This is a genomic window from Micromonospora sp. NPDC050276 (genome assembly GCF_044459545.1).
Classification (GTDB): Bacteria; Actinomycetota; Actinomycetes; order Mycobacteriales; family Micromonosporaceae; genus Micromonospora.
The window spans coordinates 330,004-354,305 of record NZ_JBITJA010000002.1; the positions used below are offsets into that span (position 1 = coordinate 330,004).

Genomic DNA, 24,302 nt, shown 5'->3' on the forward strand with positions numbered 1-24,302 from the left:
GATCGGATGACCGTCGCCGAAGCGGAATACGGCCAACCAGCCCGATATGGATCGTAACCACCCACGCCTTCGCCCAGTTGTGCCAGCGACGCGAACGAGGCATGGGGTGGGGAACGAATGACACAAACGGCCGTGCGACCGGAAGCCAGTCCCCGGGCTGGATTCCGGGGTGACGTGGAAGGGCTGCGTGCCCTCGCCGTGATTCTGGTGCTCGCGGGACATGCCGGCCAGCAACTGGTGCCAGGCGGCTTCGTCGGTGTTGACGTCTTCTTCGTCATTTCCGGATACCTGATCACCGGACTGCTTGTCGCCGAGGTGAACCGGACGGGCCGCCTCTCGCTGATCGGCTTCTACGCCCGGCGCGCCAAGCGGCTCCTGCCGGCCGCGGTGGTGGTTCTCATCGCCAGCCTGCTGCTCACGTTTGCCTTCCTGCCGCGCACCCGGTGGTCGGCCACCGGGTGGGACGTGGTGTTCAGCGGTTTGTACGCCATGAACTGGCGGCTCGCCGAACAGTCCGTCGACTACCTGGCGGCCAACCGGGCGCCCAGCATCCTCCAGCATTTCTGGTCCCTCGGCGTCGAGGAGCAGTTCTACCTGGTGTGGCCACTGCTGCTGGCCGCCGCGGTATGGTTCGGCCGGCGGCGGTACGCCCGCACCGGGTACCTGCTCTTCGCCCTCACCTTGGTCGCTGTGCCGTCCTTCGCGTGGTCCGTCTGGCTGACCGAGGACAATCCCGCTCGCGCCTACTTCGTGACCACCACCCGGATGTGGGAGCTGGCCCTTGGCGGCTTCCTGGCCCTGCTCGCCGGGCATCTGCAGCGTCTGCCCCGGCTGGTAGCGGCCGCGCTCGGCTGGTGCGGCCTCGCCGCGATCGTGGCGTCCGCCGCGCTCCTGTCGGAGGCTTCCGCCTTCCCCGGGTACGTGGCGTTGGCCCCCACCCTGGGCACGGCGGCGGTCATCGCCGGAGGATTGGCCGCCGGCCGCGTCGGGCCCGCCATGCTGCTGGCGCTGCGGCCGGTACGCGCCGTGGGAGCCATTTCCTACTCCCTCTACCTCTGGCACTGGCCGCTCCTCATCGCCGCCGAGGCTCGGTTCGGGGAGCTCAGCACCGCCACCGGCCTCGCCGTTGCGGCGATCTCAGTGGTGCCCGCCGCCCTCACCTACCGGTTCATCGAGAACCCGATCCGGATGTCGCCGACCCTCACCTGGGAACCTGTGCGGGCACTGCAACTCGGTGCGACCTGCACCGGAGTGGCCCTCCTGGCGGGACTGGCCTTCCAGCTCACCGTCCCACCAACGAGCTCGCCGTTGCCGCCCACCCTGGCCGTGCCGACGGCGGGCGGTAGCGGTGTCCCCGTGGCTGCCTCGCCCACCGTTCTGGGCGCTTCCGTTCTGGGTGGCTCGCCGGCCAGCAGCGACGCGGGGATTCCGGTCGACCGGGTCGGACCGTTCGTGCCGGATCCGCTGGTGGCCAGCAAGGATGGCCCCGACGCGTGGCGGGACGGATGCCATGCGGACCAGCGCAGCAGCGCGGTCAGGGCCTGCGAGTACGGGGACCCGAACGCATCATTCACCGTGGCTCTCGCCGGGGATTCCCACGCCGCCCAGTGGCTTCCGGCGCTGCAGAGGGTGGCCGAATCGAAGAAGTGGCGCCTCAAGAGCTACACGAAGTCCTCCTGCCCGTTCATCGACGGCGAAGTCGCCTTGGACAACCGGCCGTACCCCAGTTGCACGGAGTGGAACGACAAGCTGCGCGCACAGGTGACCGGGGCCGAGCGTCCGAACGTGCTGGTGGTGAGCACGTCCTTCTATGTGATGATCCAGAACGGTGAGCGGGTCACCAGCCAAGCACAGGCCGCCTTCGCGGACGCCCTCCGGCGGACGTGGGCCGCCATGGCGACCGCCGGGATTCCGGTGATCGTGCTGCGTGACACCCCATACCACGACAGGGACATCGCGGAGTGCGTGTCCGCCAATCCGAAGAACCTGACCCGATGTGCGTCACCCCGCGACAAGGTCCTCGCGGGTGGCGGCGGCCCGGCCCACGAAGCGGCCGCCCGCGACAACAACAAGGTGTACCTGGTGGACCTGAACCCGGCCATCTGCCCGCGTGAGCGGTGCTCGCCGGTCATTGGCGGGGTACTCGTGTACCGCGACAACAACCACATCACCGCCACCTACGCCGCGACCCTGGCACCACGGCTGGCCACGGCGCTGGACCGCGTACTCGGCTGAGGGGCGCCCCGGTCTCGGTAGCGGGCTACCTCGAATATCAGGCCGCCGCCCGAGCGCCGAGCCGGACCGGTCAGCGGCGGCAGGGTGCTCGGGCGGCGGCGTGTCTCAGGCGGCGGTGGACCAGATGGCGCGGAAGGCGGCGGCTTCGCCGGAGAGCCATCGTTCGATCTGCTCGGGCTTGGCGTCGGTGGGCATGCGGTGGGCCTGACCACGTCGGACGTCGACCAGGACCGGCTCGGCGTGGGGCAGCACCGCGTCCATGTGTCGGGCCATCAGGTGCAGCGTGGCGAGCACCGACTCCTCGCTGGGTGGGGCCTCGTCGAAGTGCAGGCGGACCGCTTCTGCGCGGCCGTCGGCGTGGCGTACCCCGAAGTGGGGGTTGATCTTGACGGGGAGGTCGCCCAGCATGGCCAGGGCGTCGCGGGTCTGGGCGAGATCGACGGCGGCCGGCTCGCCGAGGGAGTGCAGCCAGGTCGTGGCGCCGGGGGCGAGCGCCTGGTAGAGCGGACGCCATCGGGGCTTGACGATGTCGGCCACCCCGGCGAGGTGGGTGCCGCCGGTGTGGAAGGCGATGTCGGCCTTGAGCGCCTTGACGAACTGGCCGTGCGGGTTGAAGCCGGACCGGCTGGCGCGCTGCTTGCGCAGCCCGCCCACGAAGGTCGCCTTGGTGGGGCCGGTGCGGTCGACGTAGCGGGTGAAACCGAGCAGTGTGGCGTAGGGGGTGAGGGGCGTGGAGGCGGGCGCGGTCACGGGCGTCCTCCCGATCGTAATCCTGCAGGTCAGGAACTCGATTAGTACATACATTCTAATCGACGGGTCTGACATCGCCCAGCGAAAACGGGGGCGTGGAAGACACGACAAAGGGGGCCGCCGGCGTACCGGCGACCCCCTGGTCGAGATGGTCGCTAGAGCTGGCCGACGTCGGTGATCCGCACGACCGCGGCGCCGACCTCGTCCGAGGCCGCCAGGTCGATCTCGGCGCTGATGCCCCAGTCGTGGTCACCGTCCGGGTCGTCGAAGATCTGCCGTACGGTCCACCGCTCCCGGCCCTGCTCGATCATGAGCAGCGCCGGACCGCGGGCGTCCGGCCCGACCCCGATCGAGTCGTACGCCTCGAAGTACGGCCCCAGGGCGTCGGCCCACGCGTCGTAGTCCCAGCCGTCCTCGGCGTCCAACTCGGCGAGCAGGTCCCAGCGGCGTAGTGCGGCCAGCTCGACGCGACGGAACAGCGCGTTGCGCACCAGCACCCGGAACGCCCGCGCGTTGCGGGTCACCGCCGGTGGCCGATCCGTCAGGGCGGCGTGCGCCTGGGCCACCTCGGCCACGTCGGACGGGTTGCGCAGCCGCTCCCACTCGTCGATGAGACTGGAGTCGACCTGGCGGACCAGTTCGCCCAACCACTCGATGAGGTCGATCAGCTCCTCGGTCTTGGCGTCCTCGGGCACGGTCTGCCGCAGCGTCTTGTACGCGTCGGCCAGGTAGCGCAGGACCAGACCCTCCGAGCGGGTCAGTCCGTAGAACTGCACGTACTCGGTGAAGGTCATCGCCCGCTCGTACATGTCGCGCACGACGGCCTTGGGGGAGAGCTGGTGGTCGGCGACCCAGGGGTGCCCCTGCCGGTACATCTCGTACGCGGCCTCCAGCAGCTCGGCCAGGGGCTTCGGGTGGGTCACCTCCTCGAGTAGTTCGAGGCGCGCCTCGTACTCGATGCCCTCGGCCTTCATCGCGGCGACCGCCTCGCCGCGCGCCTTGAACTGCTGCGCGGAGAGGATCTGCCGGGGGTCGTCGAGGATCGACTCGATCACGCTCAACACGTCGAGGGCGTACGACGGGGACTCGGCGTCGAGCAGCTCGATGGTGGCCAGGGCGAGGGGGGACAGCGGCTGGTTGAGGGCGAAGTCGAGCTGGAGGTCGACGGTGAGCCGGATCCGCCGGCCGGTCTCGTCCGGCTCGGGCAGCTCCTCGACGACCCCGCCGGCACGCAGCGCCCGGTAGATGGCGATCGCCCGGCGGATGTGCCGGCGTTGCGCGGCCGGCTCCTCGTGGTTGTCGGTGAGCAGGTGCCGCATCGCGGTGAACGCGTCCCCGGGCCGGCCGATGACGTTGAGCAGCATCGAGTGGCTGACCTGGAAGCTGGAGGTCAGCGGCTCGGGCTCGGCGTCGACCAGCCGGTCGAAGGTGGGCTGGCCCCAGCCGATCGAACCCTCCGGCGGCTTCTTGCGGACCACCTTGCGCCGCTTCTTCGGATCGTCGCCGGCCTTGGCGAGTGCCTTCTCGTTGTCGATGACGTGCTCCGGGGCCTGCACCACGACCCGCCCGATGGTGTCGTAGCCGGCCCGACCCGCCCGCCCGGCGATCTGGTGGAACTCCCGGTTCTTCAGCAGCCGGGTTCGGACCCCGTCGTACTTGGACAGGCCGGTGAACAGCACGGTGCGGATCGGCACGTTGATGCCGACGCCCAGGGTGTCGGTGCCGCAGATGACCTTGAGCAGGCCAGCCTGGGCGAGGGTCTCCACCAGGCGGCGGTACTTGGGCAGCATGCCGGCGTGGTGCACGCCGATGCCGTGCCGGACCAGCCGGGAGAGCGTCTTGCCGAAACCGGCGGTGAACCGGAAACCGCCGATCGCCTCGGCGATCATGTCCTTCTCGGCGCGGGTGCAGACGTTGACGCTGGTCAGCGCCTGGGCGCGTTCCAGCGCGGCGGCCTGGGTGAAGTGCACCACGTACACCGGGGCCTGCTTGGTCTCCAGCAGCTCCTCAAGTGTCTCGTGCAGCGGCGTCATCGCGTACGAGAAGATGAGCGGGACCGGCCGCTCCGCCGAGCGCACGACGGCGGTCGGCCGCCCGGTGCGCCGGGTCAGGTCGTCGACGAAGCGGGTGGTGTCCCCCAGGGTGGCGGACATCAGGATGAACTGGGCCTGCGGCAGCTCGATGATCGGCACCTGCCACGCCCAGCCCCGGTCGGGCTCGGCGTAGAAGTGGAACTCGTCCATGATCACCTGGCCGACGTCGGCCTTCGTGCCCTCGCGCAACGCCAGGTTGGCCAGGATCTCCGCCGTGCAGCAGATGATCGGGGCGTCGGCGTTGACGCTGGCGTCACCGGTGAGCATGCCGACGTTCTCGGCGCCGAAGACCTCGCAGAGCGCGAAGAACTTCTCCGACACCAACGCCTTGATCGGCGCCGTGTAGAAGGTCGTCCGGCTGTCGGCGAGGGCCGCGAAGTGCGCGGCGATCGCCACCAGGCTCTTACCCGAGCCGGTCGGCGTGTTCATGATCAGGTTGGCGCCGGAGACGATCTCGATGACCGCCTCTTCCTGATGGGGGTAGAGGTCGAGGCCGCGTTCCTTCGCCCAGCCGGCGAACGCGTCGAAGAGGGTGTCGGGGTCGGCGCTTGTCGGCAGCGCGGCGGTGAGCGTCATATCCCGTCCATGGTGCCTGGATCATGCCCCGCTACGCCAACCCGACCTCCGCCGGACCCCCGCTCGGGCGTCCCGAACGCCCCGCGGCGTTCCAGTTCGGGTGTTTCGCCGGTCACCGGCGGCGGTACAGCAGATCCGCGACCGGCCGACCGGCTGTGATCGCCCGCCGCTCGAACTTCGTCACCGGCCGGTGCGCCGGACGCGACGCGAAACCGCCGTACGCGTCCACCAGCTCCGGGTCCGCCTCCAGGGTCTCCCGCATCGCCTCGGCGTACTCGGCCCAGTCGGTCGCGCAGTGCAGCACGCCGCCGGGCCGCAGCCGGGAACGCAGCAGCGCCACGTGGGACGGCTGGATGATCCGCCGCTTGTGGTGGCGGGACTTCGGCCACGGGTCCGGGAAGAAGACGTGCACGGCGTCCAGCACATCCTCGGGCAAGCCGTTGACCAGTGACAACGCGTCGCCCTGCGCCACCCGCACGTTGCGCAGGCCACCGCGATCCACCAGGTCGAGCAGGTTGGCGATTCCCGGCGTGTGCACCTCGACCGCCAGATAATCTCGATCCGGGTCGGCGGCGGCCATCGCAGCGGTGGTGTCGCCCATGCCCGAGCCGATCTCCAGCACCACCGGCGCCCGGCGGCCGAACAGGTCGGCCAGGTCGACGGGCACGACCGGCCCGTCCGGCACATCCAGGCCGTACGCGGGCCAGAGCCGGCCCAGCGCGTCGGTCTGCCGGTCGCTCATCCGACCCCGGCGGGGGTGGAACGTGCGGATCGTCCGGCTCGCGGGCGGGACGGCGGGGTCATGGTCGGTGGCGGTCACAGCGACCCGAGCGTACGCGACGCTGCCGGCGGATCGGATGTGATGTGCGACCGGAAATGAGAGGATCCCATTGGTACGGCAGGTCGGGTGCTCCGCTGTCCGACCCTGCCGCACGGCGTCGAGAGGGGGCATCGTGACAGTGACCCGAGGCGGCGTGATCATTTCCGTGTTGACCCTGCTCGCCGGCCCTCTGCTCGCTGCGCCTCCGGCGCTCGGTGCCGCTCCCTCGCTTGCCGCCTCTCCCGCGCGCGCGGTGTCCGAGCCTGTCGCTGCGGTACTCGGCGCTCCTGTCGCTGGCGCGCTTGCCGTGCGGCAGCCCGCTGCCGCCGCGCCCGCGCCGCAGCCCGAAGGGCCGCCCGGTGGGGCGCCTCAACCGCCGTCGCCGGTGGACATCTTCGTCGAGGTCAGCCCCAGCACGGTGCAGCCCGGCTATCTGGTCGGCATCCGGGCCAGTTGTCGGGACAACTCGGTGGGCGCCACCGTGGTCTCCGACGCCTTCGGGGCGGTCGGCGTGCAGCCGCAGGGCGGGGTGCTCACCGCCGCGCCGATGGTCCGCGAGCGCACCCGCCCCGGCAACTACCGGGTCAAGCTGGAGTGCCGCGACGGCGAGACCGCCTCGACCATGCTCCAGGTGGTCAAGAAAGTCCCCGTCCAGCCCAGCCGTGGTCCGGCGACCGGCTTCGGTGGTAGCTCCGGCGGGATGACCGGCAAGCTGCTGCTGCCCGCCGGCGCGGCACTGACCGTCACCGGGCTGATCCTCGCCGTGGTGGCGCTGCGCCGTCCCCGAACCGCGCGTCGCTGAGGCCGCCATGGAGATCTTCCGTCCCACGCCGCCGCCGACCGGTCCCCGCCAGCCGTTCGCCGGCCGTCCCGCCTCGCCGCCCGACGGTGCTCGACAACCGTTCGCCGGCCGTCCCGCCTCGCCGCCCGACGGTGCTCGACAACCGTTCGCCGGCCGCCCCGCCTCGCCGCCCGACGACGCGCGTCCGCCCGTGGACGACGGTTGGCCGGGGTCCGACCGCGCGCCTGATCCGGAGCGCCCGTCGGTGGCCGCGCGTCCGCCGACCGCCGTCGCCCCTCGGCGTAGTCGTCCGTCCGGCCGCAGCCCCTGGTCGGTACCGTTGGCCGTGGTGCTGGTGCTGGCCGGGGTCTTCGCCACCGGGGCGGGGCTGGGCCGCTCGGTGGGCCCGTTCGATCTGGTTCCGACCGGCGGTGACCGGCCGGCCCGCAGTGAGTCGGTTGGCTTGTCGGCCAGTCGCCCGGTGCGCCTCTCGGTGCCGGCGATCAAGGTGACCGCGCCGGTGGCGCCCGTCGGGCAGGCACGGGACGGCTCGATCGCCGTACCGCCGTTGGAACGGCACAACGAGACCGGCTGGTACGACCGGGGGCCCACGCCCGGTGAGCCCGGGCCGGCGGTGATCGTCGGACATGTGGACACGAAGAGCGGCCCGTCGGTCTTCTATGACCTGGGCAAGCTGCATCCCGGCGACCTGATCGAGGTGGCCCGGGCGGATGAGTCGGTGGTGGTGTTCCGGGTCGACACCGTCGAGCACTTTCCGAAGGACCAGTTGCCCGCCGAGCGGATCTACGGCCACGACGGGCCGCCGGGGCTGCGGTTGATCACCTGCGGCGGGCAGTTCATCGGCGGCCGTACCGGCTACGCCGACAACGTCATCGCCTTCGCCACCCTCCAGTCCTCCCGCAAGCAGTAACCGCGCGCTGAGGCGCTCGATCCACTCGCCTTCACGGAAGTCGGGGTGACCGAGTCGCCCAGACACCCCGACATCAAAGAACCCGAGTCGATCAAGCGCTGGGTGGGTGGCTTGGAGGGCGGTTGCGCGGCCTCAGGGCTCGCAGGTCGGCCCGGTGTCAGCTCAGGAAGTCGAGGAGTCGGCGCGCGGTCTGCTCGGGTGCCTCTTCCGGAATGAAGTGCCCCACCGGCACGGGCTCGCCACGAACATCGTCGGCCCACTCCCGCCAGATCGCCAGCGGGTCGTCGTAGAGCTTCGCGACCTGGCCGTGTTGGCTCCACAGGAACAGCACCGGGCAGGCGATCTTCCGACGTCCTCGATCGGCCTCGTCCTGCTGGTAATCCAGGGTCGCGGCGGCCCGGAACTCCTCGCAGATCGCGTGCGCCGTGGCCGGGTCGCTGAACTGCTTGACGTACGCCGCCCGTACCTCGGCGGGGAAGGCATCCTTCACCTCGGGCCAGGTGTCGAGCATGAAGTCGACGAGCACCGCCGGCGCCGCCTTGATGAACTGCTCAGGCACCGGTGCCGGTGCGGCCAGGAACGACCAGACCCAGTAGGAGAGGCTGAACGTCCGGTCGGCGCGGTTGTAGACGTCGCCGATGGGCACCACGTCCATCACCGCCAGCCGGGTGACGGCGTCCGGTTCGTCCAACGCGAGACGGTACGCGCAGCGGGCCCCACGATCGTGGCCAACGAGTCCGAACCGCTCGTGGCCCAGACTCCGCATCACCGTGATCTGGTCGCGGGCGATGGCCCGCATGCCGTACGGCTCGTGATCCGCGGTGCTCGGCGGTTTCCCACTCTCGCCCCAGCCGCGCAGGTCGGTGGCGACGACGGTGAAGTTCTCGGCGAGCCGGGGCGCGACCCGGTGCCACATGAGATGCGTCTCGGGGATGCCGTGCAGCAGCAGAACGGGTGGACCGCTTCCGCCTCGGCGTCCGTGGATCGTCGCGCCGGGCGTGTCGATATCGAATTCCTCGAACCCGTCGAACATGCCGGAACCCCCGCGCCTTCCTGGGACCGGCCGCCGCGAGCGGCCGGCGTCGGCGGGCGGGGGCGTACTGGTGCCCCGGCTACCGCTCGGGCCGCTTCGACGCTATCAACGGAAACCCTCCGCCCTGGCCCGATTGCCGGCGGTGCCGGCCCTACGGCTGGGGGACGTGCAGCGCCACCTCGAACTCGAGCAGGCTGGCACCGGTGGAGACCGGGGGTCGTGGCTTCTCGCCGGGGGCGCTGGCGTGGGCGGCGCGCGACGGGCCGGCAGCCCAGGCCTGGTAGGCCTCCTCGCTCTCCCACCTCGTATAGACGAAGTAGCGGGTCTCGCCGCCAACCGGGCGGAGCAGCTCGAAGCCGAGGAAACCGGGGGAGTTCTCCACCGTGCCGGCCCGCGCGGCGAACCGCTTCTCCAACTCCGCGCCGCCACCGGGCGGGACCTCGATTGCGTTGATCTTCACGACTGCCATCTGCCCACCCTAGCCACTCAGAACGCCTCGACCGCCGGGACCAGGTCCGCGTCGACCACGATCGGGGCGTGGTCGGAGGGGCCTTTGCCCTTGCGGGCCTCGCGGTCCACGTACGCGGCGCGGACCGCCCGGGCGAACGGTGCGGACGCGTACACCAGGTCGATTCTCATGCCCTTGTTCTGGTGGAACATGCCGGCCCGGTAGTCCCAGTAGGTGAAGGGGTGCGGGCCCTTCATCGGGGTGGGGACCACGTCGCTGAGGCCCAGGTCGCGCAGCGCCGCGAGGGCCGCCCGCTCGGCCGGGGTGACGTGCGTGGAGTGGGTGAAGAGCACCGGGTCCCAGACGTCGGCGTCGGTCGGGGCGACGTTGAAGTCACCGCAGACCGCCAGCGGCAGCCCGCCGACCAGCTCGGTCTCCAGCGCGTCGCGCAGCGCCGCGAACCAGGCCAACTTGTACGCGTAGTGCGGGTCGTCGGGTGTGCGGCCGTTGGGCACGTACACCGACCAGACCCGCACCCCGGCGCAGGTGGCGGAGATGGCCCGGGCCTCCGGCTCGGGAAAACCGGGCTCGTCGGTGAACCCGACCCGGACGTCGTCCAGCCCGACCCGGGACAGGATGGCCACCCCGTTCCACCGGCCGTCGCTGTGGCTGGCCACGGTGTAGCCCAACTCGCCCACCTCGGTGGCCGGGAACGCGCCGTCCGGGCACTTGGTCTCCTGCAGGCAGACGACGTCCGGCCCGGTGTCGGCCAGCCACTGCAGCAGCCGGGGTAGCCGGGCCTTCACCGAGTTGACGTTCCAGGTCGCCAGGCGCATGCCCCCAGCCTGCCGTATCCGCCCCCGCGACGCCGGGTCAGCTGCCCGGGGTGTCGCCGGGACGGGTCTGTTCGGCGAGGAACCGTTCCAGTTCCGCGCCGAGTTCGTCGGCCGTGGGCAGCGGGCCGGCGTCCGGGGCGAGCAGGCTCTTCTCGCCCCGACCTCGGGCGAACGCGTCGTACTGCTCCTCCAGGGCCTGGACCAGGGCCGCGGCGTCCTCGGTCTGCGCGACCTGCCGGTCGATCTCGACCCGGACCATCTCGGCGGCCGAGCGCAGCCCGTCGCCGGGCAGCAGCAGCCCGGTGCTGCGCGACACCGAGGTGAGCAGCACCTCGGCGGCGGCCGGGTATTCGGTCTGCGCCACGTAGTGCGGCACGTGGGCGGCGAAGCCCAGCGCGTCGCGACCCTGCTCGCCGAGGCGGAACTCCAGCAGATGACCGACGCTGCCGGGCACCTGGACACGTTGCAGCCAGGGCTCGTAGCCGCCGATCAGCTCGGGGCGGGTGGCGTGCGCGGTGACCCCGGTCGGGCGGGTGTGCGGGACCGCCATCGGGATCGAGTTGAGCCCCACGGTGAGCCGGACGTCCAGTCGGGCGGCGAGCCCGGCGACGGCGGCCACGAAACGCTCCCACTGTAGGTCCGGTTCGGGGCCGGTGAGCAGCAGGAACGGGGTCTCGTCGTCGTCGTGCAGCAGGTGCAGCTCCAGCTTGGGCGAGTCGACGCTCTCCCAGTGGTCCTCGACGAAGGTCATCACCGGTCGTCGCGATCGGTAGTCGAAGAGCTGGTCGACGTCGAAGGTGGCGATCGGCCGACCCTCCAGCGAGGTGAGCAGCTGCTCACGCGCCAGCCGGCTGGCGTTTCCGGCGTCCACGAACCCGGTGAGGGCCTGGATCAGGACCGGCTGCCCGAGGTCGGGCAGATCGTCGGTGAGCTGGTAGAGCTCGTGTGGGTCGAGCACCGGTGCGGACCTCCCTGAAATGTGCCTGCGGGGCGCCGTCGCGACGGAGGGCACCCGTTCGGGCAACGTACCCGCCATCCTGGTGCATTCCTGCGCCGGGCGATCCGTTGGCCGGGTGGTGGGCGTGACCGGACTAATCGTCTGTTTACGCCGCCAGGTCGGTCCGCTTGGCCGATCGGCCCATGGGCGATTCGGACCAAAGGCCGAGTTTGTCGATCATGTCAGTCTCGGCTGTCGAATGTCCGACCCTGTGGTCGATCATCCCGGTCCGCGTGCGCCGCCGGCTTCATCCGGTACGCGAGGTGCGTTCCCCGGGCGGGTCGACCGGCCCGGGTCGTCCACCAGATGGGGTCCGATCTGTGGCGAGGACCACGTGATCACTGTGCGTGATCGGGGTTTTCATCTGCCTAGCCTCGGCTGATGCGTGACGACGGCACCCTCGACGACCCGTACGCCCCGAGCAGCCCCACTGCCGAAACGGAGGATGGCACCTCAACCGAACGGACAACCGCCGCGAGCCGGCTCCGGGCGTACGCCCGGGACCTGACCGGTCGACGCCGGGCGCAGGTCGCGCTAGCCACCGGTGTGGTGTGCTGCCTCGGTCTGGCCGCCGTCGCCCAGGTGCGCAACGAGGGCGCCGACGCGGCGACCCGGAGTGGATCGCTCTCCAACTCCGAGCTGGCGCAGCGCGCCGAGCAGCAGCGGGCCTCCCGTGCCCTCGACCGCACGGCTGCCCCGAGCACGTCCGCCGCCCCCACGGCGAGCCCCGCCGACCCGGACACCACGGCGCCGGCCCGCAAGGTCGCCCCGACCCGTCCGACCGATCCGGCCCCCGTCGCCGGACTGGACGAGGACCAGATGGAGAACGCCGAGGTTATCGTCCGCACCGGCCGCAAGATGGGGGTGCCGCGCCGGGGCCTGGTGATCGCGGTGGCCACCGCCATGCAGGAGAGCAACCTCTACAACGTGGCCAGCGGCGTGCTGCCCGAGTCGCAGGACTATCCGCACCAGGGCGTCGGTTGGGACCATGACTCGGTCGGGTTGTTCCAGCAGCGTTCCAGCAGCGGCTGGGGTCCGGTGGGACGACTGATGGACCCCGAGTTCGCCACCCGGCAGTTCCTCACCGCGCTGGAGCAGGTGCCCGGCTGGCAGCAGATGCGGCTCACCGATGCCGCTCAGGCGGTGCAGGTCTCCGCGTACCCCGAGCACTACCAGCAGCACGAGTGGCGGGCCACCCGGGTCGTCGACGCCATCGTGCCGGCGGGGCGGTAACCTACCGACCACAATGGACGGTCAGGGTTGAGGCTGTCGCATCCCGGGTACATGTGTTGCGGGTTCGGGGTACACATGACTACGGGATCAACGACAGGAGGACGCCATGTCACTGATGCAGCGGATCACCACGTTCCTGAGATCGCCGAAGGGGCAGCAGTTGGTCGAGCGAGGTCGTCGAGAGATGGCCAAGCCGGGCAACCAGCAGAAGCTGAAGGGGTTGGCGGCGCGGCTGTCCAACCGCCGACGCTGATCGCCGCATCGGCCGCCCTGTCCACCGTTCCCACCCCTGGGGAGACCTGGTGACCGACACCCCGCCCACCGGCGGCCAGCCCGCCGTCCCTACTCCTGAGCCGTCCGTCGACCTGCCGGCCGGGCCGGTGGACGCCCCCGAGGGTCCGCCGGCCCGGCTTTGGGACCGGATGCGGGACGACCCGCAGTACGCCCCGGAGCACCTTGCCCTGGAGGCGGTGCGCCGCCTCGGGCCCGAAGCCGCGCAGTGGGTCAGCCGCGCCCGGGCCGAGCAGCCCGGGGTTTCCGCCGATGTGCTGGCCGACCAGGCGGCCCGTAAGTTCGTCAATCTGGCCCGGCTCTCCGGCGCGGTCTCCGGCGCGGCCGGGCTGCCCGGCGCGGTGATCGACGTGGGCGTGCTGGCCTGGACCCAGGCGCGGATGGTGCTGCACATCGCCGCCGCGTACGACGTCGATCCCCTGCACCACGATCGAGCCACCGACCTGCTGGTGCTCCAGCGGGTGCACAAGGTCGCCGAGAGCGCCCGGCTGGCGCTCGGCGTGGCCGCCGGCCGGGAACGCGCCGACGCGCTCTTCGGCCTCGGCGGCCAGCGTCCGCTCGGTCGGGTCATGCTGCAACTCGGCATCCGGCTGGCCCAGATGGCGGGCGTCCGCGCCGCCAAGCGGATGGTCGCCAAGATCGTCCCCGGTGCCGCCATCGTGCTCGGCACCTGGGCCAACTCGTCAGCCACAAAGGATCTCGCCCAGCGGTCCCGGGCCCTCTACCGTTCCCGCGGCAGCACCGTCCCAGAGCCACGCCAGCCATGACGACCGGTCCGGGGTCCGCACACTAGTGGGTCCTGGTCCGGCCCGCCCAGCAACTCAGCTGGCCAGGCCGGAGGAGCGCCAGGTCACCTCGGCGATGCGGCCCTGGCCGGTGGCGTTGGGGTGGAACCAGTCCAGCGGGTTGAGCAGGTCCAGGGTGAACCGGACCTTGTGCAACGCGCCGCCGTCGTGCCGGCACCGTGACCCGTACGCCCGGCAGGCGGCCTTCAACTCGGCGTTGTACGCGTCGATCCGGTCCCGGACGGCGGCCCGGCGCGCCCGGTCGGCCGGCGCGTCCGAGGTGGCCTCGGCCAGCAGGGCCGGGCAGATGCCCCGCCGCCACGCCCGGGTCGCCCGAGCGTCGTCGTGCCCGACCTCCCAGAGCCGGTACAGGTCGGGAATGCTCACCACCAGCACCCGGGCCTTCGGCCGGCCGGTCCGCAGGACCTGCAGCCCTCGGTCGACATCGGCCCGGAACTGCGCCACTGGCGTCATCGCGTCCACCCCGCCCCGGCAGACGTCGTTGGCGCCGATCAGCACCGTGACGTAGTCGGGGCGATCGCGTACCGCCGCCTGGGCCTGACCAGCGAGAGCGTCCGCGCGGGCGCCGGGACGGGCGTGGTTGTACCTGCGGTCGCGGATCGCCGAATTCTGCTCGAGCAGCCGCCGGTAGTGGCTCTGCACCCGCAGCCCGTCCCCGGTCGACCAGGAGTTGCGTTCGCAGGAGGTGAGCACCAGGCAGGAGGCGAAGCCGGTGCTGATCGAGTCGCCGAGCGCGGCGATGCCGCCGGGCCCGCTCGATGGCGGGGCGCTGGTGGTGGGGCGGGGTGTCGCGGAGTTGCCGCCCTCACAGGCCAGCGCGACCAGCGCCGCGAGACAGGCCAGGGCGGCGACCCAGCGTCGAGGCATGACGTCTCCCGTTTCCGCAGCACAGAGCGACAGCGCGGTAACTCTATGCGCAGGACCTGGTTTGCCGGGAAGTTGCTGTCGGGTATGTGGCAGAGCGCCGACGCCAGCGCCCTCAGAGTGCTATAGGCCCCGCCAGGGCGCCGGCTGGCCGTGCAGCCACCAGTGCAACGCCCGGGTGATCCGGGGCAGCACCAGATAGGTCATCAGCGGGGTCAGGCACAGCGTCATCAGCAGCACCCGGGCCGCCAGCGGCACCGCGTCGAGGAAGTGACTGGTCAGCAGGGTGGCGGTCAGGCTCAGCGGGAAGAACGCCAGCCAGATGGTCACCGCCTGCTTCCACCTGGGCGGCGACGCGGGCCCGGCCGGCTCCACCGGGTCCACCGAGTGCTCCAGCGGCCTGTCGAACCAGCCCTCGATCCCGGTCCGCCGCTCGATGCGGGTGTGCTCGACGATGCCCTGCGCCGAACTGAGCCACCAGTGTCGCTGGGGCGACTCCTCCCACTGGCGCAGCGTCTCGGCGTCGGCGAAGCGGTACAGCATGTGCCACTCCGGCGACCCGGGGCCGCTCTGCACCCAGCCGGCGCCCAGGAACCCGGGGAACGCCTCGGCCAGCGCGGTGCCGGCCCGCATCCAGGCCACCATCTCGCTGGCCCGGCCGGGGTCGACGCGGCGGGCGATGGAGACGGTCACCGGCACGGCGAGGGTCATTGACATGCGCCCATCCTGCGGTCGGCGGGGCCGCGGCGCGAACGGATGTGCGCGAGCACACCGACGCACCCGGTGTGGAAGCGGGCAGCGGCCGGTTAACCCGGCCGATCGGGGGTAGGTCGGGGGTATGACGAGATCGCAGCCCCGGCGTGCCCGTGGCACGGTCGGCCACGCGTACAGCGCGCTGAACCTCCGGCTCACCCTCGCCGGCTTCGGGCTGGTGATCATGGTGGTCTTCGCGGTGTTGGCGTTCTGGGCCGGCATCGCCTGGCTCGGCGTGGTCTGTGCGATCTTCGCGGTGGTCGCCGTGGTCGACCTGGTCATCATCCAGCGCCGCCGCGCCGCCCGCCGCCGCGAGGAGCCGGGCGTACGCCACTCGTTGTTCGAGTGACAGGAGGACGAGATGCCCCACATCGCCACCACCAACCCCGCCACCGGACAGGTGCTCAAGACCTATGAGGCGATGTCCACCGAGCAGCTCGACGGTGCCATCGAGCGCACCGACCTCGCGTTCCAGCAGTTGCGGGCGACGACCGTCGACCAGCGTGCCGGGTGGATGAACGCCGCCGCCGACCTGCTCGACGCCGAGCGCGACGAGATCGCCCGGATCATGACCACGGAGATGGGCAAGACGTACGTCGCGGCGCAGGCCGAGGTGACCAAGTGCGCCACGGCCGCCCGCTTCTACGCCGACAAGACGCCGGCGTTCCTCGCCGACGAGCCGGCCGACGCCGCCGCCGTGAAGGCGACCCGGGCGTTCATCCGCTACCAGCCGATCGGCGTGGTGCTCGCGGTGATGCCGTGGAACTTCCCGCTCTGGCAGGTGATGCGTTTCGCCGCCCCGGCGCTGATGGCCGGCAACACCGGCCTGCTCAAGCACGCCTCGAACGTGCCGCAGACCGCGCTGCTGCTGGAGGACGTGTTCCGGCGGGCCGGTTTCCCCGAGGGAGCCTTCACCACCGTGCTGGTCGGCTCGGACGCCGTGGACCGGATCCTCAGCGACCCCCGGGTGCGCGCCGCCACGCTCACCGGCAGCGAGCCAGCCGGTCGGTCCATCGCCCAGATCGCCGGCCGGGAACTGAAGAAGACCGTCCTCGAACTCGGTGGCAGCGACCCCTTCGTGGTGATGCCCTCGGCCGACGTGGACCGGGCCGCCGAGGTGGCCACCACCGCCCGTTGCCAGAACAACGGCCAGTCCTGCATCGCCGCGAAGCGGTTCATCGTGCACACCGACGTGTTCGACGCCTTCGCCTCGACGTTCGCCGCCAAGATGGCCGCGCTGCGCGTCGGCGACCCGATGGACCCGAACACCGACGTCGGGCCGTTGGCCAGTGAGCGTGGCCGCGACGAGGTGCACGCCCAGGTCCGCGACGCGGTGGACAACGGCGCGACCGTGCTCTGCGGCGGCGAGCCGCCGACCGGCGACGGCTGGTTCTACCCGCCGACCGTGGTCACCGACCTCACCCCGCAGATGCGGATGTGGTCCGAGGAGGTCTTCGGCCCGGTCGCCGGCCTGTTCCGGGTGTCGTCGTACGAGGAGGCCATCGAGGTCGCCAACGGCACCAGCTTCGGGCTCGGCTCGAACGCCTGGACCCGGGACCCGGCCGAGCAGGAGCGCTTCGCCACCGACCTGGACGCGGGCAACGTCTTCATCAACGGGATGACCACGTCCTACCCGGAGCTGCCGTTCGGGGGTGTGAAGAACTCCGGTTACGGGCGGGAGCTGTCCGCGTTGGGCATGCGGGAGTTCTGCAACACCAAGACCGTCTGGGTGGGCGAGGGCGCCGCCTCGGCCGGTGCGGGCGCGCACGCCGAGTAGTTCGGGGCGCGGCACGCTTCATTCGGCGGCGCGCTTCAGTTGCCGGCGTCGTGGGTAGGAAGTGCGCCCATGACGTCGTTCGGGTTCCACGCCTCGCATGAGCAGATCGGTCCGCGCGCCCTCCTGGAGGCGGTGATGCACGCCGAGCGGGCCGGCTTCGACGCCGCCATGTGCTCCGACCACTTCTCCCCGTGGAGCGCCCGGCAGGGCGAGTCCGGCTTCGCCTGGTCCTGGTTGGGCTCGGCGTTGCAGGCCACCGGCCTGCCGTTCGGCGTGGTCAACGCACCCGGTCAGCGCTACCACCCGGCGATCATCGCGCAGGCGATCGGCACCCTCGGCGCGATGTATCCGGGCCGGTTCTGGGCGGCGCTGGGCACCGGCGAGGCCAGCAACGAGCACATCACCGGCGACCCGTGGCCGCGCAAGGACGTCCGCGCCGCCCGGCTGCGCGAGTGCGTGGACGTGATCCGGGCGCTGCTGGCCGGCGAGGAGGTCAGCCACGACGGCCTGGTCCGGGTGGATCGCGCCCGGCTGTGGACCCGCCCCGAGCAGCCGCCCGCGCTGGTCGGCGCCGCCGTCAGCGTGGCCACCGCCCGCTGGTGCGCCGAGTGGGCGGACGGGTTGATCACCGTGAACGCCCCGGTGGCGCACCTGCGCGAGATGATCGACGCGTACCGGGACGCGGGCGGGCGCGGCCCGCTGCACCTGCAGGTGCACGTCTCCTGGGCGCCGGAGCAGGCCCAGGCCGAGGCGATCGCGTACGACCAGTGGCGCAGCAACGTCTTCGCCCCGCCGGTCTGCTGGGACCTGGAGACGGTCGAGCACTTCGACGTGGTCTCGGCCGACGTGCCGGCGCAGCGGGTCGCCGAGGTGGTGAACGTGTCGTCCGACCTGGGCCGGCACGTCGGCTGGCTGGAGGGGTACGCGCAGCTCGGCTTCGACCAGATCGCCCTGCACCACGTCGGGCAGGAGCAGCGCGGCTTCATCGACGCGTTCGGCGCGGAGGTGCTGCCGAAGTTGCGCCCCGGCGGCTGATCGAGGCCGGATCGGCGTACCCCTAGGCTCGTACCCCATGGAAAGCCTGTTTCCGGTCGTCGTTTTCCTGGCGATCGCCACCCTGGGCGCCGCGTTGGCCCGCCGACTCGGCCTGCTCGCGCCGATCGTGCTGGTCGTGTTCGGTCTGGCGCTGTCGTTCGTGCCGGGCTTCCCGCAGGTGGAACTCGACCCGGAGTTGGTGCTGGTCGGCATCCTGCCGCCGCTGCTCTACGTGGCCGCGCTGGAGACCTCGGTGCCGGCGTTCAAGAACAACATCCGGCCGATCCTGTTGCTCGCGGTCGGTCTGGTGCTGTTCACCGCGTTCGTGGTCGGGTTGGTGTTGCACCTGCTGTTGCCGCAGCTGCCGTTCGCGATCTGCCTGGCCCTCGGGGCGGTGGTCGCCCCGCCGGACGCGGTGGCCGCCACGGCCGTCGCCCGCCGGGTCGGCCTGCCCCGCCGGGTCGTCACCATCCTGGAGGGCGAGAGCCTGGTCAACGACGCGACAGCGCTGGTGCTGCTGCGGGTCGCGACGTTGGCCACCATCGGCTCGGCCGTCGGCACGGCCGAGATCGCCGTCGAAGTGCTGCGGTCCACCGGCGGCGGCATCCTGATCGGGGCGCTCGGGGCAGTGGTGTTCGGCTTCCTGCACCGGCGGATCACCGACCCGCTGCTGGACAACGCGCTGTCGTTGATCATCCCGTTCGCGGTGGTGTTCACCGCCGAGCACCTGCACGCCTCCGCTGTGGTCGCGGTGGTCGTCACCGGTCTGGTGCTCGGGCACAAGCTGCCCCAGCTGCTGTCGGCGGCGTCCCGGTTGCAGGTCGGCGCGTTCTGGCGGCTGGTCCGTTTCCTGCTGGAGGGTCTGGTCTTCCTGCTGGTCGGGCTCCAACTGCGGGAGGTCCTGCGCGATCTCGACGAGCCGATCGGCTCACTCATCCTGATCACCTTCGCGGTGCTCGCCACCGTCTTCCTGACCCGGTTCGTCTGGCTCTTTCCGGCCACCTACCTGGCCCGGTTGGTCCCCCGGGTCCGCCGCCGTGACGCCCGGCCGTCACCGAAGTTCCCGATCATCATCGGCTGGGCCGGCATGCGCGGTGTGGTGACCCTCGCCGCCGCGCTGGCCCTGCCGCTGACCCTGGCCGGCGACGAGCCGTACCCCAGGGCGTTGTTGATCTGGCTGGCCTTCGCCGTGATCGTTTTCACCCTGGTCGGTCAGGGCGCCACGCTGCCGTTGGTCGCCCGGCGGCTGCGGCTGCCGCAGGACGACCCGGTGCAGGACGCGTTGTCCGCGGCCGGTGTGCAGCAGCAGGCAAGTCGGGCCGCCCAGGAGCGTCTCGACGAGCTGGCCGACAGCGCCCCGGAGGCGGTGGTGGACCGGCTGCGCCGTGCCGTGGAGGACCGCACCAACATGGCGTGGGAACGGCTCGGCGGCGACGAGCGGGAAACCCCGTCGCAGGCGTACGGTCGGCTGCGACAAGAGATGATCGACGCCGAGCGGGACGTGTTCCGGGCTGCCCGGGACTCCGGTCGGATCCCTGAGGAGGTGCTGGTGCGGGCCTATCGTGACCTGGACCTGGAGGAGTCGTTGCTGCGGGAGGTGGAGAAGTGAGCTGCCAGCATCTGACCGAGGCCGGTACCGCCGAGCCGCGCACCCCCGACGAGTGCGCGGACTGCGTGGCCATCGGCGACACCTACTGGGTGCACCTGCGCACCTGCCTGAGCTGCGGGCAGGTCGGCTGCTGTGACTCCTCGCCGAACCAGCACGCGAGCAAGCACTTCGCGTCCACCGGCCACCCGGTGATCCGCTCGGCGCAGCCGGGCGAGGCCTGGCGCTGGTGCTACGTCGACGAGGAGATCGGCTGACAGCTGGCCGGGGCGGGTTCGGCGCGGTTCTTCAGGGCGCGCCGGGTGAGCGGCGGCACGGCCAGACCGGTGCCGGCGAGTAGCGCGGCCAGGGCCAGCCAGCCGAGCGGGCCGCCGTCGAGGATCAGCCAGGTCAGCAATGCCGGGCCCGCCGCGCGGGCCAGCCCGGCGAGCAGTGTGTCGACCCCCTGGTAGGCGCCGAGGGCATCCGGGGCGGCGAGGTCGTAGGCCAGTGCCGCCCCGGCCCCCGCGTGCCACAGGTCGCCGAGGGTGTAGATCACGGTGGCGCCCAACAGCAGGACGATCGCCAGCGTGGTCGCGACGGCGCCGGTCAGGGCCCACAGCAGCATCCCGGCCGCGAGCACCAGCCCGGCGCGGCGCATCGTCGTCGCCGCCGGCAACGCGTGCCGGGCACCCCGATTCAGGTGTACGGCCAACAGCACGGTGAGCAGCGTGTTGACCAGCAGCGTGGCGGAGACCGTCACCGGCGGCGCGTCGGTGCGGGTCACCACCCACAGCGGCAGGATCAGCGTCAGCGCCACCCCGTGTAGGGAGAGCACCGCCGAGGCTCCGACGACCGCGAGGAAGGGCCCGTCGCGCAGCGCCCGGCCGGCTCGCTGCCGCAGTGGTCGCCGGGCCGGCGGGTACGCCGGGAGTCGCATGACCAGCGCCGCCGAGACCAGATAGGTGGCGACGTTGCCGAGCACCAGCAGCCGGTACGCCCACCCGGTGTCCGCCACCAGCGCGAACCCGGCCAACGCCGCACCCAGCGCCACGCCCAGGTTGGCCACCGCGCGCAGAGTGGCGAAGGCGTGCACCCGACCCTCCGGACCGCCGACCGCGGCGACCAGCGCGGCGCGGACCGCCAGATTGCCGGAGACCAGCAACGCGTCCAGTGTGGCCACCAGCAGGAAGACCGGAAACGAACCCACCAGCAGGTACGCGGCGGCAACGACCGCCTGCGCCACCTGGAGGACCGCCCGGAGGGTCCGTGGATCGCGGCGGTCGGCGAGTCCGCCGAGCGGCACGCTGGCGGTGAGCCCGACCAGGCCGGCGAGGCTCAGCCCGAGGCCCACCTCGGTCGGGCTCAGCCCGACGACGCGGGTGAGGTAGAGCGCCGCGCCGGTCACCCACAGCCCGGTGCCGACCGTGTTGGCGAGGGTGGCCAGCGACAGGGTGCGTAGCCGACCGGGCGGCGGTAGCGGTGACAGTGACCGCCAGCGGTCGCGAAACCCCGCCCGGGTGCCCATTCACCGACCCTATGACCGACGCCTGCGCCGGCGCGGCCCCGCGCGGTGGGGCACCCATCACAGCCGGCCGCCGACGTGTTCTTCAAAGTCGGCGCGGTGGTGTGGCGCGGTGGTGTGGCGGGGTGTGGCGGGGTGGTGTGGCGCGGTGGTGTGGCGCGGTGGTGTGGCGCGGTGGTGTGGCGCGGTGGTGTGGCGCGGTGGTGTGGCGGGGTGGTGTGGCGGGGTGGTGTGGCGTGGTGGTGTGGCGTGGTGGTGTGGCGCGGTGGTGTGGCGGGGCGGGGCGGGGCGGTGCGGTGCGGTGATGTGGCGAGGTCGGGCGGCTCGGTGAGTCGGCTCTCCGGCTCTTGCGCCGGTGACGAGGGGCGCCGTTGGTGCGGTCATGGCTGGTGCGGGAGTTGTGGTCACGTTCGCCGGTGGTACTGATTGCGACGCGGGAGCCGGTCGGGATCGAGCCAGGCCGGTGGGATGAATTCCGGGTGGCCGTCTCCGCCCAGGTGGACGGTCCAATCGCCGTGGTGGATGTGCCGATGGTGGTGGCCACAGAGTAGGACGGCGTTTGCCAGGCTGGTGGTGCCGCCGTCGGCCCAGTGCCGGATGTGGTGGGCGTCGCACCAGCGCGGTGGGCGGTCGCAGCCGGGGAAGGCGCAGACCTGGTCGCGTAGCACCAGGGCGCGGCGGAGCGGGCCGGTGATGAGGCGGCGTTGTCTGCCCACGTCGAGTGGTTGACAGCGCTGTCGAGGACAGCGGGCAGGATGGCGGCGTCGCAGGCGAGGCGGCGCACGGCCTCGGGCGTGAGGTGTAGGCCGGTGTCGAGCGCGCCGCTGCCCAACTGTCGTGTCAACCCGTCGTAGCCGGTGGTGACGACGACCTGGGCGGGGTCGCCGCCGTTCTCGGGTAACTCACCGGTGCGTAGAGCGAGCCGGAACACGTCGGCGACGGCGTCGTGGCGGCGTTGCCCTGGCGTGCGGTTGTCGTCGGGACCGGTCGGCGTGGTGAGCGGGTCGATAGCGGCGCGCAGCACGGCGGCGGCTTCGGTGTCCAGGATGCCGGAGAGCCGCAGCCGGCCGTCGGGTTGCTCGCTGATGGTGACGTGCCGGTCTTGGGCGGCGCGGGACTCCTGCGCTCGCAACGCCGCCTCGGCCGCGGCGTCGGCGACCTCCGGGGCAACGTGGTCGAGGATGCGGGTGCCGAGTTTGCGGAGCTGGGTGGCGTCGAACTGGGCAGCCCAGTCGACGAGGACGCCGACGGCCTTGTCGGCGGCTTGCGCGTCGGCGGCGGTGTGCACGGTCTGGACCGTGTCGGCGATGACCCGCACTTGCTCCAGGTCGACCGCTCCGCTTGCCAACGCGTCCCGCACGCTGGCCGGGGCGGTGTCGAGCGTCGCGGCCAGCTCGACCAGCCGGCGAGCAGCGGAGACGCTCAGCCGTAACCGGTCCCGCAGCCACGCCGCCGTCGACGACGCGCCCTGCGTCCTGGCCGTGCCACGGCCGTCCAGCTCGCGCACCAGGGCGAGTCGCACGGCCGCCAGGCGTTGCTCGAGCCGGTGCGCGGCATCGATTGCCGCGACGAGGTCGTGCTCCGGAAGAGCCCAGGTCGGCGCGTCGAGGCAGTCGACGACCGCAGCCTCCGCCTGCGCCAGCCCTTCCAACATGGACCGAGAATAGAACAGGTGTGCGACACTTTCGTCGCCGATCTCAGCGTGCTGCGCGGCACTTCGAAAGGTCCGGCCGGCTGCGCTGTCCAGGCATTCCCGCGCAGCTCGTAGGTGCTGTTCGACTCGGTGACGGTCGATCCGCCGGCCCCAGTGGTTGGCCGGCGGGTCGACCATCGGCTGGCCAGCGGTCGGCAACCGGGTCGGAAGGGCAGAAGTCGGCCACCGGATCCGAGCGCGGCCACCGGATTCGAGCGCGGCCACCGGATTCGAGCGCGGCCACCGGATTCGAGCGCGGCCACCGGATCCGAGCGCGGCCACCGCGTGAGTCGCCTCAGTGGACCACGTGGTCGACGAGACGTTCGGTGGCGAGGCACGAGACGAGGCAGCGTTCCTTGGCGTCGCCGCGCAGTCGGGCGGTCCAGTCGGTGAGACCGCCGTCGCCGATCTCCAGGCCGCCACCCAGGACGGTGATCCGCAGGGCGCACCCCGTGTAGTAGCCGCGACCGCGAGTCCGCTCCGGTTCGTCCACCAGCGGCACCGCGTCCCCGGCGAGCGCCGGCCGGACGGTGTCGGCCAGCCGCTCCTGGATGATCCGGTCGTCGAAGGTGGTGACGTGTAGCTGAGGCGTGACGGTAGGCGCCAACTCGGCGAGGACGGTCCGCCAGTAGGTGAGGTGCCGGACCAGCAGCCGGGCCTGGGTGTCGCCCGAGCCGGTGTCCCGGGCGGTGGACACCAGGGTGAAGAGCCGGAAGTGCGCCGACGCGTCGCCGCCGAAGTCCTGCGCCCGCAGCACCCGTTGGGCGGTGGCCAGGTGCACCTCGCTCTGGCGGCGGCGACGCACGGCCGCCTCGATGGCGAGGGCGTTGGTGGGGTCGCTCAGCACCTCGCTGGCGCGCATCGTGGTGACGACCCTGTTCTGGCTGACCGGTGCGACCGCCGAGCAGGTGCCGACCGGTACGACCGGCGACAGCTCCACCCCGGCGACGTCGGCCGGCAGCAGCTGCCACAGCCAGGCCTCCAGCCGAGCGAGGGCGCGCGGGTCGGCGCGGGCCGGGCGGACGAAGCGGTCCTCGCGCCAGCGGCGTAGCAGCTCGGACGGGCGCACGCTGGCCGCACGGTCGCGAGCCACGGTCAGCAGGAGGGTGCGCAGGTCCGCGCCGGACAGTCCGGCCAGCGCGGTCCGCGTCCCCGTCGGCATCGTCGCCCACACCCGACGCTCCGCGCCGGCCAGTTCGTCACCCGCCATCGCGCCACCATGACTCACTCGGAGGATCTG

22 protein-coding genes and 1 pseudogene are annotated in these 24,302 nt (G+C 71.9%); 11 read left to right on the top strand and 12 right to left on the bottom strand.

The window, feature by feature from the left end; all coding sequences use genetic code 11:
- Positions 1 to 117 precede the first annotated feature (117 nt).
- On the top strand, positions 118 to 2,235 hold the full coding sequence (locus tag ACIBF8_RS04685) for an acyltransferase family protein (RefSeq protein ID WP_396781005.1): 2,118 nt from the start codon (positions 118 to 120) through the stop codon (positions 2,233 to 2,235).
- A 105-nt stretch (positions 2,236 to 2,340) separates the two neighbouring features.
- On the opposite strand, the gene ACIBF8_RS04690 is transcribed toward ACIBF8_RS04685, so the two are convergent.
- The 3 genes from ACIBF8_RS04690 to trmB all read right to left on the bottom strand — a co-directional run bounded on the left by ACIBF8_RS04690 (position 2,341) and on the right by trmB (position 6,474).
- Complete coding sequence (locus ACIBF8_RS04690; RefSeq protein WP_396781006.1) at positions 2,341 to 2,985, bottom strand: hypothetical protein; 645 nt, start codon at positions 2,983 to 2,985, stop codon at positions 2,341 to 2,343.
- 155 nt (positions 2,986 to 3,140) lie between these two features.
- Positions 3,141 to 5,654 (bottom strand): DEAD/DEAH box helicase, encoded by a 2,514-nt coding sequence (locus tag ACIBF8_RS04695; RefSeq protein WP_396781007.1) that lies wholly within the window; start codon positions 5,652 to 5,654, stop codon positions 3,141 to 3,143.
- A gap of 112 nt (positions 5,655 to 5,766) precedes the next feature.
- Positions 5,767 to 6,474: a tRNA (guanosine(46)-N7)-methyltransferase TrmB gene (trmB, locus tag ACIBF8_RS04700; protein WP_396781008.1), complete on the bottom strand. Its 708-nt coding sequence runs from the start codon at positions 6,472 to 6,474 to the stop codon at positions 5,767 to 5,769.
- Between the two features lie 130 nt (positions 6,475 to 6,604).
- Here trmB and ACIBF8_RS04705 point away from each other — a divergent pair, with 130 nt between their 5' ends.
- Both ACIBF8_RS04705 and ACIBF8_RS04710 read left to right on the top strand, forming a co-directional pair.
- Positions 6,605 to 7,276: a hypothetical protein gene (locus ACIBF8_RS04705; protein WP_396781248.1), complete on the top strand. Its 672-nt coding sequence runs from the start codon at positions 6,605 to 6,607 to the stop codon at positions 7,274 to 7,276.
- Between the two features lie 244 nt (positions 7,277 to 7,520).
- Positions 7,521 to 8,186, top strand: coding sequence for a class F sortase (locus ACIBF8_RS04710; RefSeq protein ID WP_396781249.1), 666 nt, complete (start codon positions 7,521 to 7,523; stop codon positions 8,184 to 8,186).
- A 157-nt stretch (positions 8,187 to 8,343) separates the two neighbouring features.
- Here the strand turns inward: ACIBF8_RS04710 and ACIBF8_RS04715 are convergent, their stop codons facing one another.
- From ACIBF8_RS04715 to ACIBF8_RS04730, 4 genes are all read right to left on the bottom strand, one after another.
- The gene (locus tag ACIBF8_RS04715; RefSeq protein WP_396781009.1) at positions 8,344 to 9,219 is read right to left on the bottom strand and encodes an alpha/beta fold hydrolase; all 876 of its coding nucleotides are present in this window, start codon (positions 9,217 to 9,219) and stop codon (positions 8,344 to 8,346) included.
- A 151-nt stretch (positions 9,220 to 9,370) separates the two neighbouring features.
- Positions 9,371 to 9,688 carry an antibiotic biosynthesis monooxygenase family protein gene (locus tag ACIBF8_RS04720; RefSeq protein ID WP_396781010.1) on the bottom strand — a complete coding sequence of 106 codons (318 nt, stop codon included), beginning with the start codon at positions 9,686 to 9,688 and terminating at the stop codon, positions 9,371 to 9,373.
- Positions 9,689 to 9,705: 17 nt separating this feature from the next.
- Positions 9,706 to 10,503 carry an exodeoxyribonuclease III gene (locus ACIBF8_RS04725; RefSeq protein ID WP_396781011.1) on the bottom strand — a complete coding sequence of 266 codons (798 nt, stop codon included), beginning with the start codon at positions 10,501 to 10,503 and terminating at the stop codon, positions 9,706 to 9,708.
- 37 nt (positions 10,504 to 10,540) lie between these two features.
- The gene (locus ACIBF8_RS04730; protein WP_396781012.1) at positions 10,541 to 11,461 is read right to left on the bottom strand and encodes a proteasome assembly chaperone family protein; all 921 of its coding nucleotides are present in this window, start codon (positions 11,459 to 11,461) and stop codon (positions 10,541 to 10,543) included.
- A gap of 420 nt (positions 11,462 to 11,881) precedes the next feature.
- Here ACIBF8_RS04730 and ACIBF8_RS04735 point away from each other — a divergent pair, with 420 nt between their 5' ends.
- The 3 genes from ACIBF8_RS04735 to ACIBF8_RS04745 all read left to right on the top strand — a co-directional run bounded on the left by ACIBF8_RS04735 (position 11,882) and on the right by ACIBF8_RS04745 (position 13,791).
- Positions 11,882 to 12,733 (top strand): peptidase M23, encoded by an 852-nt coding sequence (locus ACIBF8_RS04735; protein WP_396781013.1) that lies wholly within the window; start codon positions 11,882 to 11,884, stop codon positions 12,731 to 12,733.
- A 106-nt stretch (positions 12,734 to 12,839) separates the two neighbouring features.
- Positions 12,840 to 12,986 (top strand): hypothetical protein, encoded by a 147-nt coding sequence (locus ACIBF8_RS04740; protein ID WP_167457721.1) that lies wholly within the window; start codon positions 12,840 to 12,842, stop codon positions 12,984 to 12,986.
- A gap of 49 nt (positions 12,987 to 13,035) precedes the next feature.
- On the top strand, positions 13,036 to 13,791 hold the full coding sequence (locus ACIBF8_RS04745) for an EcsC family protein (protein WP_396781014.1): 756 nt from the start codon (positions 13,036 to 13,038) through the stop codon (positions 13,789 to 13,791).
- Between the two features lie 54 nt (positions 13,792 to 13,845).
- Here the strand turns inward: ACIBF8_RS04745 and ACIBF8_RS04750 are convergent, their stop codons facing one another.
- Positions 13,846 to 14,697: a GDSL-type esterase/lipase family protein gene (locus ACIBF8_RS04750; protein WP_396781015.1), complete on the bottom strand. Its 852-nt coding sequence runs from the start codon at positions 14,695 to 14,697 to the stop codon at positions 13,846 to 13,848.
- A gap of 120 nt (positions 14,698 to 14,817) precedes the next feature.
- Complete coding sequence (locus ACIBF8_RS04755) at positions 14,818 to 15,411, bottom strand: antibiotic biosynthesis monooxygenase (protein ID WP_396781016.1); 594 nt, start codon at positions 15,409 to 15,411, stop codon at positions 14,818 to 14,820.
- Between the two features lie 121 nt (positions 15,412 to 15,532).
- Between ACIBF8_RS04755 and ACIBF8_RS04760 the strand changes: the two genes are divergently transcribed.
- From ACIBF8_RS04760 to ACIBF8_RS04780, 5 genes are all read left to right on the top strand, one after another.
- On the top strand, positions 15,533 to 15,796 hold the full coding sequence (locus ACIBF8_RS04760; RefSeq protein WP_396781017.1) for a DUF6343 family protein: 264 nt from the start codon (positions 15,533 to 15,535) through the stop codon (positions 15,794 to 15,796).
- A gap of 12 nt (positions 15,797 to 15,808) precedes the next feature.
- Positions 15,809 to 17,224 carry an NADP-dependent succinic semialdehyde dehydrogenase gene (locus ACIBF8_RS04765; protein WP_396781018.1) on the top strand — a complete coding sequence of 472 codons (1,416 nt, stop codon included), beginning with the start codon at positions 15,809 to 15,811 and terminating at the stop codon, positions 17,222 to 17,224.
- Positions 17,225 to 17,293: 69 nt separating this feature from the next.
- On the top strand, positions 17,294 to 18,259 hold the full coding sequence (locus ACIBF8_RS04770; protein ID WP_396781019.1) for a TIGR03885 family FMN-dependent LLM class oxidoreductase: 966 nt from the start codon (positions 17,294 to 17,296) through the stop codon (positions 18,257 to 18,259).
- Positions 18,260 to 18,296: 37 nt separating this feature from the next.
- The gene (locus ACIBF8_RS04775; RefSeq protein WP_396781020.1) at positions 18,297 to 19,868 is read left to right on the top strand and encodes a Na+/H+ antiporter; all 1,572 of its coding nucleotides are present in this window, start codon (positions 18,297 to 18,299) and stop codon (positions 19,866 to 19,868) included.
- The gene (locus ACIBF8_RS04780; protein ID WP_396781021.1) at positions 19,865 to 20,122 is read left to right on the top strand and encodes a UBP-type zinc finger domain-containing protein; all 258 of its coding nucleotides are present in this window, start codon (positions 19,865 to 19,867) and stop codon (positions 20,120 to 20,122) included. The genes ACIBF8_RS04775 and ACIBF8_RS04780 overlap by 4 nt, the downstream gene beginning before the upstream one ends.
- On the opposite strand, the gene ACIBF8_RS04785 is transcribed toward ACIBF8_RS04780, so the two are convergent.
- From ACIBF8_RS04785 to ACIBF8_RS04795, 3 genes and pseudogenes are all read right to left on the bottom strand, one after another.
- Positions 20,098 to 21,372, bottom strand: coding sequence for an MFS transporter (locus ACIBF8_RS04785; RefSeq protein WP_396781022.1), 1,275 nt, complete (start codon positions 21,370 to 21,372; stop codon positions 20,098 to 20,100). The genes ACIBF8_RS04780 and ACIBF8_RS04785 overlap by 25 nt on opposite strands.
- Before the next feature lie 401 nt (positions 21,373 to 21,773).
- Positions 21,774 to 23,023, bottom strand: a pseudogene (locus tag ACIBF8_RS04790) (DUF222 domain-containing protein).
- A gap of 334 nt (positions 23,024 to 23,357) precedes the next feature.
- Entirely contained in the window at positions 23,358 to 24,272 is a 915-nt protein-coding gene (locus ACIBF8_RS04795; RefSeq protein WP_396781023.1) for a hypothetical protein, read from the bottom strand.
- Positions 24,273 to 24,302: the final 30 nt, after the last annotated feature.

Bases quoted from the DNA above. Each gene is read 5' to 3' on its own strand.
- ACIBF8_RS04685 (WP_396781005.1), top strand. From the start codon at position 118: ATGACACAAACGGCCGTGCGACCGGAAGCCAGTCCCCGGGCTGGATTC.
- ACIBF8_RS04695 (WP_396781007.1), bottom strand. From the start codon at position 5,654: ATGACGCTCACCGCCGCGCTGCCGACAAGCGCCGACCCCGACACCCTC.
- ACIBF8_RS04715 (WP_396781009.1), bottom strand. From the start codon at position 9,219: ATGTTCGACGGGTTCGAGGAATTCGATATCGACACGCCCGGCGCGACG.
- ACIBF8_RS04720 (WP_396781010.1), bottom strand. From the start codon at position 9,688: ATGGCAGTCGTGAAGATCAACGCAATCGAGGTCCCGCCCGGTGGCGGC.
- ACIBF8_RS04725 (WP_396781011.1), bottom strand. From the start codon at position 10,503: ATGCGCCTGGCGACCTGGAACGTCAACTCGGTGAAGGCCCGGCTACCC.
- ACIBF8_RS04735 (WP_396781013.1), top strand. From the start codon at position 11,882: ATGCGTGACGACGGCACCCTCGACGACCCGTACGCCCCGAGCAGCCCC.
- ACIBF8_RS04740 (WP_167457721.1), top strand. From the start codon at position 12,840: ATGTCACTGATGCAGCGGATCACCACGTTCCTGAGATCGCCGAAGGGG.
- ACIBF8_RS04750 (WP_396781015.1), bottom strand. From the start codon at position 14,697: ATGCCTCGACGCTGGGTCGCCGCCCTGGCCTGTCTCGCGGCGCTGGTC.
- ACIBF8_RS04755 (WP_396781016.1), bottom strand. From the start codon at position 15,411: ATGTCAATGACCCTCGCCGTGCCGGTGACCGTCTCCATCGCCCGCCGC.
- ACIBF8_RS04760 (WP_396781017.1), top strand. From the start codon at position 15,533: ATGACGAGATCGCAGCCCCGGCGTGCCCGTGGCACGGTCGGCCACGCG.
- ACIBF8_RS04765 (WP_396781018.1), top strand. From the start codon at position 15,809: ATGCCCCACATCGCCACCACCAACCCCGCCACCGGACAGGTGCTCAAG.
- ACIBF8_RS04770 (WP_396781019.1), top strand. From the start codon at position 17,294: ATGACGTCGTTCGGGTTCCACGCCTCGCATGAGCAGATCGGTCCGCGC.
- ACIBF8_RS04775 (WP_396781020.1), top strand. From the start codon at position 18,297: ATGGAAAGCCTGTTTCCGGTCGTCGTTTTCCTGGCGATCGCCACCCTG.
- ACIBF8_RS04785 (WP_396781022.1), bottom strand. From the start codon at position 21,372: ATGGGCACCCGGGCGGGGTTTCGCGACCGCTGGCGGTCACTGTCACCG.
- ACIBF8_RS04795 (WP_396781023.1), bottom strand. From the start codon at position 24,272: ATGGCGGGTGACGAACTGGCCGGCGCGGAGCGTCGGGTGTGGGCGACG.